A 13,048-nucleotide genomic window follows, 5' to 3' on the forward strand; every position below is an offset into this window, starting at 1 on the left:
ACGGCAAGCGCGCGTCGAGAACCCGCGATCAGCCGGAAATGAACTGCTCGGCGAGCATGCGTTCTTCGAGGTTGTGCTCGGGATCGAACAACAGCGTGACCGTGCGATCGCGCGATTCGCGAATGGTGACCTCGACTGCGTCGCGCACCTCGTGCGAGTCGGCCGTGGCGCTCACGGGCCGCTTGTGCGGGTCGAGGATGGTGAAGCGCACTTCGGTCTCGGCCTTGAGCACGGCGCCCCGCCAGCGCCGCGGCCGGAATGCGGCAATCGGCGTCAACGCGATCACGTTGGCGCCGAGCGGCAGGATCGGCCCGTGCGCGGAGAAGTTGTAGGCGGTGCTGCCGGCCGGCGTCGCCACCAGCACGCCGTCGCAGATGAGCTCTTCGAGCCGTGTCTGACCATTGAGGTCGATGCGCACATGCGCGGCCTGCCGGGTCTGGCGCAGCAGCGATACCTCGTTGTAGGCAAGCGAACCGATCGTGGCGCCTGATTCGCTCTGGACGATCATCTCGAGTGGGCGCAGCACGGCCGGCTCGGCTGCGTGGATACGCTCAACCAGCGTTCCCGCGCGCTGCTGGTTCATCAGGAAGCCGACCGTGCCGAACTTCATCCCGTACACGGGGCGGCAAAGCGCGCCGTGCCGGTGCAGCGTCTGCAGCATGAAGCCGTCGCCGCCAAGCGCTACCAGCACGTCCGCCTCGGCGGGCGGAATGTCGCCATGCTGTGACACGAAAAGCTCGCGCGCCGCCTGGGCCTCTGGCGTGGGCGCGGCCAGGAAGGCCATCCGCGGGTTCGCTTTCAAAAGCGTATCGGTCGCCATGGCGCGAGCATAGCCGCTGTGGCGTTGACGCGCGCACCGCCGGCCATGGATGCGGAAGGGCCCGACAATTGCCGGGCCCCTGGTTCGTCGCCTGTCGCAAATCGCCGCAGCGTCAGCCCGCGGACGCGAGCTGTGCAAGGCGCCTGACGGCCACGGACACCGTCGGGTAGTCGAGCGACTTCTGGGACGCCAGTTCGGCCAGCATCGACAGCGTGAAACGCAGGCTCGCATCGTCGCGACGAAGCCATGCATCGACCCTGCCGTCGACGGGCTTGCGCCCGCCGTCTGCAAGGATCTGACCGACCAGCGCGCGCTGCTGCGCCCCGAGCTCGTCGCGCAGCGAACCACGCGCGAGTGCCTGCCACCGGCTCTCGACCGGCAGCGCCTCGATCTGGTCGTACAACCACGCGATGTGCAGCGCGCCGCTGAGCGCGAAATGCGCACGCGTCACCTCGGCCGGTGCGAGCTTTCGTGCTTGCGCGATCTCGACGATGTCCATCGCCGCGTCGAACAACGGAAGTGCCGCGATCTGCCGTGCCAGCGCTTCCGGCAGGCCCTTGCCGCGCCATTGCACGACACGGCGATCGAACGCCGTACGCTGCTCGGCCGTCATCGCGACCGGCAACGCCTCGTGGACAGCACGTATGCCATCGCCGTAGCGCGCCACGGCCGCCTCGATCGCGGGAATCGCGCCGGGGCGCGACAGCAGCCAGCGCGTCATCGACCGCATCAGCTGCCAGATGGCCAGCAGCGCATCGATCTGCGCCGCTTCCTCGACCTTGCCGTCGAGCGCGTCGACCTGCGCCCACATGTCGCGCGCCTGCAGCGACTCGCGCGCGATCGTGTAGGCCTTCGCGATCTCGGCGGGCGAACGGCCGGTGTCCTCCTGCATCCGCATGACGAACGTGGCGCCCATGCGGTTGACCATCGAGTTCGTCACCGCCGTCGCGATGATCTCGCGCTTGAGGCGATGCCCTTCCATCTGCTTGGTGTACTTCTCCTGCAGCGGCTTCGGGAAGTACCGCACCAGCTCCTTGGAGAGATAAGGATCCTCGGGCACATCGGACTGGACGAGCTGGGGGAACAGCACCAGCTTGCTGTACGAGAGCAGCACCGAAAGCTCGGGGCGCGTCAGCCCCTGCCCGCGCGCCTTGCGTTCGGCGAACTCGGCATCCGACGGCAAAAACTCGATCTGCCGGTCGAGCAGCCCCTGCGACTCGAGCGTGCGGATGAAGTGCTGCTTCGAGCCGAGCCGCGTGACCGACATGCGCTCCATCACCGACAGCGCCTGGTTCTGGCGGTAGTTGTCGGTGAGGACGAGATCGCCGACCTCGTCGGTCATCGAGGCGAGCAGCGTGTTGCGAGCGTCGAACGACAGCTTCTTCTGCTGCACGGCGGCGTTCAGCAGGATCTTGATGTTCACCTCGTGGTCCGAGGTGTCGACGCCTGCCGAGTTGTCGATGAAGTCGGTGTTGAGCAGCACCCCGTGGTGCGCTGCCTCGATGCGGCCGAGCTGCGTCAGGCCCAGGTTGCCGCCTTCGCCCACGACGCGGCAGCGAAGATCGCGGCCGTCGACGCGGAGCGCGTTGTTCGCGCGATCCCCGACGTCCGCATGCGTCTCGCGGCTCGACTTCACGTAGGTGCCGATGCCGCCGTTCCACAGCAGGTCGACCGGCGCCTTGAGGATCGCGCTCATCAGTTCGGCCGGGCTCATGGCCTCGATGGCCGCGTCGACGCCCAGCGCCTGGCGAATCTGCGGGCTCAGCGGAATCGACTTCGCGCTTCGCGGATAGATGCCGCCGCCCTTGCTGATCAGCCTGGTGTTGTAGTCCTCCCAGCTCGAACGCGGCAGCTTGAACATGCGCGCGCGTTCCTTGAAGGAAACAGCGGCGTCCGGTGTCGGGTCCAGGAAGATGTGGCGGTGGTCGAACGCCGCGATCAGCAGGATGTGCTTGCTCAGCAACATGCCGTTGCCGAACACGTCGCCGGACATGTCGCCGATGCCGACGACCGTGAAATCCTGCTTCTGGCTGTCACGGCCCATGGCGCGGAAATGGCGTTTGACCGATTCCCACGCGCCGCGCGCGGTGATGCCCATGCCCTTGTGGTCGTAACCGACCGAGCCGCCCGAAGCGAACGCATCGTCGAGCCAGAAGCCGTGTTCGCGTGCGATGCCGTTGGCGATGTCGGAGAACGTCGCGGTGCCCTTGTCGGCGGCCACCACGAGATACGGGTCGTCGTCGTCATAGCGCACGACGTCGGCCGGCGCGACGATTTTTCCGTCGACGATGTTGTCGGTGATGTCGAGCAGCCCGTTGATGAACATGCTGTAGCAGGCGATGCCTTCGGCCTGCACGGCATCGCGGTCGCCGCCCGCAGGCGGTCGCTTCACGTAGAACCCGCCCTTCGAGCCCACCGGCACGATCACGGTGTTCTTCACCATCTGCGCTTTCACGAGGCCCAACACTTCGGTGCGGAAATCCTCACGACGATCGGACCACCGCAATCCGCCGCGCGCTACCGGCCCGAAGCGCAGATGCACGCCTTCCACTCGCGCGCCGTAGACGAAGATCTCGCGATACGGCACCGGTTTCGGCAGGTCGGGCACCTTCGACGAGTCGAACTTGTAGCTGACGTAGCCCGTGTCGGCGCCGCCGTGGCTGCCCTGGTAATAGCTGGTGCGGAGCGTGGCCTCGATCGCACCCCTGAAGCTTCGCAGGATGCGGTCCTCGTCCAGGCTGGAAACGCGATCCATCAGGCCGAGCAGCGCAGCGCGCGCGGCCTGCACCTGGCCGTCGCGCTTGCCGGCGCGTGCTTCGATCACCGGTTGCACGGCGGCGACGAGCGCGGCGTCGCCGGAAGCGAGGCGCCCGAGCTGCGCGTGGAATTTCAGCATGCCCGCCTGGATTTCGGTCTTGCTCTCGCGGCCGGTCGCCGGGTCGAAGCGCGCCTCGAAGAGTTCGACGAGCAGTCGCGCGAGCAACGGGTAACGCGCGAGCGTGCTCTCCATGTACGTCTGCGAAAACGCCACGCCGACCTGCAGCAGGTACTTGCAGTAAGCACGCAGCATCGCGACTTGCTTCCACGACAGGCCCGCAGCCAGGATCAGCCGGTTGAAGCCGTCGTTCTCGGCCTGCCCGCGCCAGATCGCGGCGAAAGCTTCCTCGAAGTCGACGTCGAATTCGGTGACGTCGAGCGCCCGGCCGTATTCCACTTCGAAGTCCTGGATGAACAGCACGCGTCCCGCGGCCTCGATGCGGTACGGATGCTCCGAGATCACCCGCAGCCCCATGTTCTCCATCATCGGCAGCGCATCCGACAGCGGGATGTCGTCGCCCTGCCGGTAGAACTTGAAACGCAGCCCGCCAGTGGACTGGTTGCGGTACAGGCTCAGGCGAAGGTCGTCGGGACCCGAAAGCGCGGCGAGGTTGTCGACGTCGTCCGCCGCGACCTGCGCGGAAACGTTCTCGATATACCCGGCCGGCAGTGCACGCCCATAGGCATTGGCGAGCGGAAGGCCGGACTGCTCACCGTGGCGCGTGATCAGGAGGTCGCGCAGGTCGTCGGTCCAGTTGCGCACGATGCGCGCGAGCTGCGTTTCGATCGCGCCAACGTCGACGTCGGGCACCGTGCCCGAATGCCCGTCGGTCGGCTTCGGGCGCACCATGATGTGCAGCTGCGCGAGCGGGGACTCGCCCAGCTGCACCGCGGAGTCGACGTGGTCGGCGTTGAGCGCCTCCTTGAGCATCGCCTCGATGCGCAGGCGCACCTCGGTATTGAAGCGGTCGCGCGGGATGTACACGAGCGCCGAGTAGAAACGGCCGTAACGGTCGCGACGCATGAAGATGCGGCTACGCACGCGCTCCTGCAGCCCCAGCACGCCCATGCTGGTGGTCAGCAGGTCGGCTTCCGATGCCTGGAACAACTCGTCCCGAGGCAGCGATTCGAGGATGTGCTTCAGGGCCTTGCCGCTGTGGCCGTCTTCCGGCAAGCCGGACTGCTGCATGACGTGCTCGTACCGACGACGCACCACCGGGATATCCCATGGACGGCGGTTGTAGGCACTCGACGTGAACAGGCCGAGGAAGCGCTCCTCGCGTATCGGCTTGCCGGTCTTGTCGAAGCTCAGCACGCCGATGTAATCCATGTAGCCGCGACGATGCACCGTCGCGCGCGCGTTGGTCTTGGTCAGGATCAGCACGTCGGGCACGACGCTGCCGTCGGGCGAATGCGCCCCGAGCGAAGTCACCGGGCGCGGCTGGCCGCGCTCCTCGCCACGTAACAGGCCGAGGCCGGTCCCCGGGATAGCCTGCAGCACGTCCTGCCGGCCCTGCTTCCGGACTTCGTATTCGCGATAGCCGAGGAACGTGAAGTGGTTCTCGGCGGCCCAGCGCAGGAATTCCTGCGATTCGACGACATCCTGCTTCGCCAGCGGGCACGGGCGCTCCCCCAGCTGCTCGGCGACCTCACGCATGCGGTCGCGCATGGCCTCCCAGTCCACCACGATGGCGCGCACATCCTGCAATACGTGCCGAATTGCGGCCTCGATCGCGGCCATGTCATCGGCGCTCTGCCGATCGATCTCGAGATGCATGAGCGATTCGGGTGCACCTTCGCCGACGCCGGTGAGCTTGCCGGCGCGGTCGCGCTGGATGCGGAGCACGGGATGGCCGAGGACGTGCACCGCGATGCCGCGTTCGGCGAGCGCGAGCGTGACCGAGTCCACGAGGAACGGCATGTCGTCATTCGCGACCTGCAGCACCGTGTGCACCGACTCCCAGCCGTTTGCCTTCATGGTCGGGTTGAACAGGCGCACCAGTGGCGTGCCGGGCTTGCGCGTCCGGAAGAAGTCGACGAACTCGGCCGCCAGCGACGCCCAGGCTTCGGGCGCATGCTGCGGGAACTCGTCAGACGTCATGCGCTTGTAGAACGTGCGCGCGAACGCCTCGGACAACGCCTGCTGCGCCTTCGGCAGCTTGGCGTGCAGCGCGGCGATGATCTGCTCGACTGCAGCGGAATCGTCGCGCTCCGAGGCGCGGGCCTTGGCGGCGGGGGTGCGTTTGGTGGTCATGCGGCGGATCGCTCCATGCTCCGGCCCGCACACACGCGGGCCGTTCTGCGGATCGTGAATGTGGAAACGCCGGCGAAACCCATCGCGCCCGTCGGGTGGTCACCCGTGCCGACGCGCGGCATCGCCGGCGAGGTCGTCATCAAGGGCTCAGCGCAGGCCCGTCTCGTTTCGCGCGATCACGAGGCGCTGGATTTCGCTCGTGCCCTCGTAGATCTCGGTGATCTTGGCGTCGCGGAAATAGCGCTCGATCGGCATTTCCTTCGAGTAGCCCATGCCGCCGTGGATCTGCAGCGCCTGGTGGCTGATCCACATGGCCGCTTCGGACGCAGTGAGCTTGGCGACGGCAGCCTCCGTGCTGAAACGCGCGCCGCCCTTGTCGTACTCGCCCTTCTGCCATGCCGCGCGCAGCGTCAGCAGCATCGACGCGTCGAGCTTGCACTTCATGTCGGCGATCTTCGCCTGCGTCATCTGGAACGTGCCGATCGGCGCACCGAATGCCTTGCGTTCCTTCACGTACGCAAGCGTCGCCTCGTAGGCGGCGCGCGAAATGCCGATCGCCTGCGAGGCGATGCCGATGCGCCCGGCGTCGAGCACGCTCATCGCGATCTTGAAGCCCTCGCCTTCCTGGCCGAGCACTTCGTCGGCCTTGACGACGTAGTCGTTGAATTCGATCTCGCAGGTCGCCGACGCGCGGATGCCGAGCTTCGGCTCGGTTTTGCCGCGGCCGAAGCCTTCGCGCGTGGTGTCGACCATGAAGGCGGTGATGCCACGCGCGCCCTTCTCCGGATCGGTCATCGCGAACAGAACGATGTACTTCGCGACCGGGCCGGAGGTGATCCAGCTCTTCTTGCCGTTCACGACATAGCTGCCGTCGGCCTGCTTGGTCGCCTTGCACCGCATGGCCGTGGCGTCGGAGCCGGACTGCGGCTCGGTGAGCGCGAATGCGCCGATCTCGCGGCCCTCGGCAATGGCGCGGACGTAAAGCTGCTTCTGCGCTTCAGTGCCGTACTTCAGGATTCCATTGCAGAACAGCGAGTTGTTGACCGACATGATGGTCGAGTGCGCGGCGTCGGCCGCGGCGATCTCGATCATGGCCAGCACGTAGCTGACCGGGTCCATGCCGGCGCCGCCGTATTCGGCCGGCACCTCGATCCCCATCAGGCCGTTCTCGCCCAGCGTGCGGATGTTGTCGAGCGGGAACTCGCCGGTGCGGTCGAAGTGCTCCGCGCTGGGCGCGATCTTCTCCTGCGCGATGCGGCGGGCGACGTCCTGGATCATCAACTGCTCTTCGGTGAAGCGAAAATCCACGTCGGCACCTCGAATTGGGAGGATGACTGCAAGCCGGCGAATTGTACCGGGATGCGCATTCCGGCCGCCTCCCCCGCTTGACCCCGCCGCCCTGCGCGAGGACACTTATCGCTTTATCGCGATACGTTGATGGATGCCGGATGGACCTCGAAGCCTGGTCGGGACAGCTCAAGACCTTCGCCGACGCCACGCGCGTGCGGCTGCTTGCGCTGCTCGAGCGCGAGGAACTCACCGTGGCGGAGCTTTCCTCGATTACGCGCCTGGCCCAGCCGCGCGTCTCGACGCACCTCGCCCGCCTGAAGGAGGCCGCGCTGGTGCGAGACCGCCGGGCCGGCGTCTCGGCCTATTACCGCTTCGACGAGGACGCACTCGGCCCCGCGCAGCGCGCGCTCTGGCAGATGCTGCGCGACGGCAGCGACGACCCCCTGCTGCGCCAGGATGCCGAACGCGTGCCCGGTGTGCTTGCCAGCCGTGCCTCCGACCAGAACTGGGCGGATGCGGTGGCCGGCGACATGGAACGCCACTACTCCCCGGGCCGCACCTGGGAAGCGCTCGCCCGCTCGGCGCTGCCACTCATGGAAGCCGGCGACGTGCTCGATATCGCGTCCGGCGACGGCGTGCTTGCCGAGCTCATCGCACCGCATGCGCGCCGCTACGTCTGCCTCGACGCGAGCAGCAAGGTCGTGCTCGCGGCCTCCGAACGGTTGCGCCGGCTGGGCAACGTCGAAGTGCACGAAGGCGACATGCATGCCCTGCCCTTCGACGCGGCCGAATTCGACCTCGTCGTGCTGATGCATGCGCTGACGTACTCCGAAGAGCCCGCCACCGCCGTCGCCGAGGCGGCGCGCACCCTGCGGCCCGGCGGGCGCCTGCTGCTCACCAGCCTGGCCAAGCACGAGCACCGCGCCGTCGTCGAAGCCTATGGCCACGTGAACCTCGGTTTTTCAGAGCGCGAGTTGCACCGTTTCGCGACGCGCGCCGGCCTTGAAGTCCAGGGCATTGGGCTTGTCACGCGCGAGCGTCGCCCGCCGCACTTCGAGGTGATTTCACTGATTGCGCGACACACCGGAGGAACACCACGATGAGCACGCAGGCCTGGCTGGATCCGGCGCGCGTCGCGCTGCTGGAAGGCGCACTGGCGCAACGAATCCTCGTCATCGACGGCGCGATGGGCACGATGATCCAGCAGTTCGATCTGGCCGAAGCGGACTACCGCGGCGACCGGTTCGCCGAAGGCTTCGACCATGCCCGGCCGCCGGTCGAGCATGCGCACGGCGCGGGCTGCGGCTGCGGCCACGACCAGCGCGGCAACAACGACCTGCTCAGCCTGACGCGCCCGGACATCATCGCGGACATCCACCGGCAATATCTCGATGCCGGCGCCGACATGGTGGAGACCAACACGTTCAACTCGACATCGGTATCGCTCGCCGACTACGGGCTGTCGCACCTCGCGCGCGAACTCAATGAAGCCGGCGCACGCCTCGCCCGCGGCGCCTGCGAAGACGTCGAACGCGCCACGGGTCGGCCCCGCTTCGTGATCGGCGTGCTCGGCCCCACCAGCCGTACGGCGTCGCTCAGCCCTGACGTGAACCGCCCCGGATACCGCGCGGTGACCTTCGACGACCTGCGTCTGGCGTATCGGGAGGCCGTCGACGGGCTCATCGACGGCGGTGCGGACGTGCTGATGGTCGAAACGATCTTCGACACGCTGAACGCGAAGGCCGCGCTTTTCGCGATCGAGGAAGCGTTCGACGCACGCGGCGCGCGACTGCCCATCATGATTTCCGGAACGATCACCGACGCTTCCGGGCGCACGCTGTCGGGGCAGACGGCCGAGGCGTTCTGGTACTCGGTCCGCCATGCGCGCCCGCTCGCCATCGGCCTGAACTGCGCGCTCGGCGCGAAGGACCTCCGCGCCTACGTCGACATCCTTGCTCAGGTGGCCGACACGCACGTCAGCACGCACCCGAATGCCGGGCTGCCGAACGCGTTCGGCGGCTATGACGAGACGCCCGAGGACATGGCGCTGGTGATCGGGGAATTCGCCCGTGCCGGCCTCGTTAATTTCGTCGGCGGCTGCTGCGGCACGTCACCGGCGCACATCGCGGCAATCGCGGAGGCAGTCGACGGCGTGCCGCCGCGGCGCCTGCCGGGCGCCGACGCGCTCGCCGCCTGATCGTCCTCTCCACATTCCAACGCCGCGTCCCGCGCGTCCAAGCGAAAACATGACCTCCAGCAGCTCGCGATACACCTGTCTTTCCGGTCTGGAACCGCTGGTCGTCACGCCGGAGACGAATTTCGTCAACATCGGCGAGCGCACCAACGTCACCGGCTCGGCGCAGTTCAAGAAGCTCATCCTCGAGAATCGCTTCGACGAAGCGATCGTGGTCGCCCGCCAGCAGGTCGAGAACGGCGCGCAGGTCATCGACGTCAACATGGACGAGGGCATGCTCGATTCCGAGCAGGCGATGGTGAATTTCCTCAACCTGATGGCCGCCGAACCCGACATCGCCCGCGTTCCGGTGATGGTCGACAGCTCGAAGTGGAGCGTGATCGAGGCCGGCCTGAAATGCCTGCAGGGCAAGGGCATCGTCAACTCGATCTCGATGAAGGAAGGCGAGGACGAATTCCTGCGGCAGGCGCGGCTGGTGCGGCGCTACGGCGCGGCAGTCGTCGTCATGGCGTTCGACGAGCAGGGCCAGGCTGATACTGCAGAGCGCAAGGTCGCAATCTGCACGCGCGCCTATGAACTGCTCACCGGAACGATCGGCTTTCCGCCGGAAGACATCATCTTCGACCCGAACGTGTTTGCGATCGCCACCGGCATCGAGGAACACGATAACTATGCCGTGGCGTTCATCGACGCCACCCGCGAACTCAAGCGCCGGTTTCCGCTGAGCCACGTTTCGGGCGGCGTGTCGAACGTGTCGTTCTCGTTCCGCGGAAACGAGCCCGTGCGACAGGCCATCCATGTCGTGTTCCTGTACCACGCGATTCGCGCGGGCATGGACATGGGCATCGTCAACGCCGGCGCCCTGCCCATCTACGACGACCTTGAAGCCGACCTTCGCGAGCGCGTCGAGGACGTCGTGCTCAACCGGAGGCCCGACGGCACCGAACGCCTTCTCGAGATCGCCGATCGCTACAAGGGCAAGAAGGGCGAGAAGCGCGTCGAAGACCTGCGCTGGCGTGAAAAACCGGTCCGCGAACGGCTGGCGCACGCGCTCGTGCACGGACTCGACGCATGGGTGGAAGCCGATACCGAAGAGGCGCGCCTCGAGGCACGCCGCCCGCTCGATGTCATCGAAGGCCCGCTGATGGACGGCATGAACGTCGTCGGCGACCTCTTCGGCGCGGGCAAGATGTTCCTGCCGCAGGTGGTGAAGTCGGCGCGCGTCATGAAGAAGGCGGTCGCCCACCTGCTTCCCTATATCGAAGCGGAAAAGCTGCGCACCGGCGATACCGGCCGTTCGAACGGCAAGATCGTGCTCGCGACCGTGAAAGGCGACGTACACGACATCGGCAAGAACATCGTCGGCGTGGTGCTCGCCTGCAACAACTTCGAAGTGATCGACTTGGGCGTGATGGTTCCGGCTCAGGTGATTCTGGATCGTGCGAAGGCGGAAAACGCGGATCTGGTTGGCCTTTCCGGGCTGATCACGCCGTCGCTCGAGGAAATGAGCCACGTGGCGCGCGAGATGCAGCGCCAGGGCATGACGATGCCGCTGCTGATCGGCGGGGCGACGACATCGCGCGCGCACACCGCGCTGCGCATCGATCCCCACTACAAGTCGCCGACGGTATGGGTGAAGGATGCCTCGCGCGCGGTGGGCGTCGCGCAGTCATTGATCTCCGCCGACCTGCGCGAGCCGTTCGTCGCAGCGAACGAGGCGGACTACGCGGAGATCCGCCAGCGCCATCGCAACCGAGGCGACGGCAAGCGTCTCGTGCCGCTCGAAAAGGCGCGTGCGCAGCGGTTTGACGGGGGCTGGGAAACGTACATTCCAACCGAACCGCGGCTGCCCGGCATCCACGTTTTTGACGACTATCCACTCGAAGAGCTCGTCGACTACATCGACTGGACGCCCTTCTTCAACACCTGGGAACTGGCGGGCCGCTACCCGGCGATCCTGGATGACGCGGTCGTCGGCTCGCAGGCGCGCGAGCTGTATCGCGATGCGCGCGCGATGTTGAAGCGCATGCTCGACGAGCGCTGGCTGCGCGGCAAGGCCGTGTTCGGGCTGTGGCCCGCGAACTCCGTCGGCGATGACGTCGAGTTGCGCGTGGTTGCGGGCGAACCGTGCGATGACGTGCCCGGCCTGCGCCACGTCGCGCCCGCGGCCGATCTGCAGGCGTCGACGCAGCAGCTGCATTTCCTGCGTCAACAGGTGGACAAGCCGGTCGAGCGGCCGGACTTCTGCCTGGCCGATTTCATCGCGCCGGTCGGAAGCGGGCGCACCGACTGGATCGGCGCTTTCGCGGTCACGGCCGGGATCGGCATCGAGTCGCACGTCGCGCGTTTCGAAGCCGACCACGACGACTACAACGCCATCCTCCTGAAGTCGCTGGCGGACAGGCTTGCGGAAGCTCTCGCCGAACGCCTGCACCAGCGCGTACGGCGCGACTTCTGGGGCTACGCGAGCGACGAAACGCTTGGTAACGACGACCTGATCGCGGAGCAGTACCGCGGCGTGCGACCTGCACCCGGCTACCCGGCCTGCCCCGACCACAGCGAGAAGGCGATGCTGTTCCGCCTGCTCGACGCCACGCGCAATGCGGGCATCGAACTCACCGAAAGCTTTGCCATGTATCCGGCGTCAGCGGTGTCCGGCTATTACTTCAGCCATCCCGGCAGCCAGTACTTCGTGGTCGGCCGCGTGTCGAAGGAACAGGTCGGCGACTATGCGCGGCGGCGCGGCGTCGACTTCGCGCAGGCCGAGCGCTGGCTGGCATCGAACCTGGACTACGACCCGGAATAATTGCCGGAGCGTGTGCGGCTCAGCGGCACGGCAATTGCGGTTTGTGCAGAACGCGCGTCGCGCCCCGCAACGTCGCCTGACTACGGCCGGTCTCGACGTGACCAGCACGCAATGTTTTCGATGTCAGCCGCCGAAGCGAGTGTCGTCATGCGACGCGCAGGGCCACCGGAGTTTTCTCGGTGATTGAAAACCGCCGCGCGCTCGCGGCGCTCTCCGGACGACATGCGCGGCCGACGTGACGTGGGTCCCGCCGGAAGCGTGGCGCGGCTTTGACCTACCGGGCCGCTTGCGTTCCGCGTGCGGCGCTGCTGCTTACCAGACCAGATCGTCCGGCACCTGGTACAGCGGGTCGCTGTACGGATCGTCACCCGCAGGTGCGTTCGGGTCGACGCGCAGCGCGATCGCCGGCTCGAATATTCGGCCGGCCTCGTCCAGTACCTGCGCGGTCACCAGCGCGTAGCGCCCGTCCAACTGCAGCACGCCAAGCTCGCCGGCGTTGAGCGCGCGCAACTGCTCCGCGTTCACGTAGATGCGCTTGATCTTTCCGCCGTACGGGAAGTGCCGCGCGATGTCGGCGTCCTTTTCGTTGAGCGCCTTGTCCTTCAGAAACTCGCCCAGCTTCGCCCGCGCTTCCCGACGCGCACGCGCTTCTTCCTGGCGCGCAGCCTCGGCCGCGATGCGCTCTTCCTTCTCTTTCTGCGCGCGCAACGCGTACGCCTTGCCCAGATCGATCTCCTCCTGCGTGCGCGGGCGACGGGGCGCGCCGTTCGGCCGCGGCGCGCCGCCCTTGGGCTTGCCCGGCTGCGCGCTGTCGGCGCGTCCATCCTTGCGTGCCGGGGCATTCGGCCGGCCGGCGTCGTGGCGGCG

At 67.0% G+C, this 13,048-nt stretch carries 7 protein-coding genes; 3 read left to right on the forward strand and 4 right to left on the reverse strand.

What is annotated here, in order from left to right; translation table 11 throughout:
* Nucleotides 1-28 precede the first annotated feature (28 nt).
* From FW784_RS03100 to FW784_RS03110, 3 genes are all read right to left on the reverse strand, one after another.
* Nucleotides 29-802 carry an NAD kinase gene (locus tag FW784_RS03100; RefSeq protein WP_187770650.1) on the reverse strand — a complete coding sequence of 258 codons (774 nt, stop codon included), beginning with the start codon at nucleotides 800-802 and terminating at the stop codon, nucleotides 29-31.
* Between the two features lie 130 nt (nucleotides 803-932).
* Nucleotides 933-5,891: an NAD-glutamate dehydrogenase gene (locus FW784_RS03105; protein ID WP_149351902.1), complete on the reverse strand. Its 4,959-nt coding sequence runs from the start codon at nucleotides 5,889-5,891 to the stop codon at nucleotides 933-935.
* A 147-nt stretch (nucleotides 5,892-6,038) separates the two neighbouring features.
* Nucleotides 6,039-7,223: an acyl-CoA dehydrogenase family protein gene (locus FW784_RS03110; RefSeq protein WP_328592704.1), complete on the reverse strand. Its 1,185-nt coding sequence runs from the start codon at nucleotides 7,221-7,223 to the stop codon at nucleotides 6,039-6,041.
* Nucleotides 7,224-7,339: 116 nt separating this feature from the next.
* On the opposite strand from FW784_RS03110, the gene FW784_RS03115 reads away from it, so the two are divergent.
* The 3 genes from FW784_RS03115 to metH are packed head-to-tail and all read left to right on the forward strand — an operon-like array spanning nucleotide 7,340 to nucleotide 12,181.
* Nucleotides 7,340-8,284: an ArsR/SmtB family transcription factor gene (locus FW784_RS03115; protein WP_149351904.1), complete on the forward strand. Its 945-nt coding sequence runs from the start codon at nucleotides 7,340-7,342 to the stop codon at nucleotides 8,282-8,284.
* On the forward strand, nucleotides 8,281-9,378 hold the full coding sequence (locus FW784_RS03120) for a homocysteine S-methyltransferase family protein (RefSeq protein ID WP_149351905.1): 1,098 nt from the start codon (nucleotides 8,281-8,283) through the stop codon (nucleotides 9,376-9,378). Before FW784_RS03115 ends, FW784_RS03120 begins: the two co-directional genes overlap by 4 nt.
* A gap of 49 nt (nucleotides 9,379-9,427) precedes the next feature.
* On the forward strand, nucleotides 9,428-12,181 hold the full coding sequence (gene metH / locus FW784_RS03125; protein WP_149351906.1) for a methionine synthase: 2,754 nt from the start codon (nucleotides 9,428-9,430) through the stop codon (nucleotides 12,179-12,181).
* A gap of 312 nt (nucleotides 12,182-12,493) precedes the next feature.
* On the opposite strand, the gene FW784_RS03130 is transcribed toward metH, so the two are convergent.
* Nucleotides 12,494-13,048, reverse strand: a 555-nt coding sequence (locus FW784_RS03130) for a DUF2058 family protein (protein WP_149351907.1), incomplete at its 5' end; no start/stop codon positions are given.

Source organism: Cognatilysobacter lacus, from assembly GCF_008274655.1.
Lineage (GTDB): Bacteria > Pseudomonadota > Gammaproteobacteria > Xanthomonadales > Xanthomonadaceae > Cognatilysobacter > Cognatilysobacter lacus.

Bases quoted from the DNA above. Each gene is read 5' to 3' on its own strand.
- FW784_RS03105 (WP_149351902.1), bottom strand. From the start codon at position 5,891: ATGACCACCAAACGCACCCCCGCCGCCAAGGCCCGCGCCTCGGAGCGC.
- FW784_RS03115 (WP_149351904.1), top strand. From the start codon at position 7,340: ATGGACCTCGAAGCCTGGTCGGGACAGCTCAAGACCTTCGCCGACGCC.
- FW784_RS03120 (WP_149351905.1), top strand. From the start codon at position 8,281: ATGAGCACGCAGGCCTGGCTGGATCCGGCGCGCGTCGCGCTGCTGGAA.
- metH (WP_149351906.1), top strand. From the start codon at position 9,428: ATGACCTCCAGCAGCTCGCGATACACCTGTCTTTCCGGTCTGGAACCG.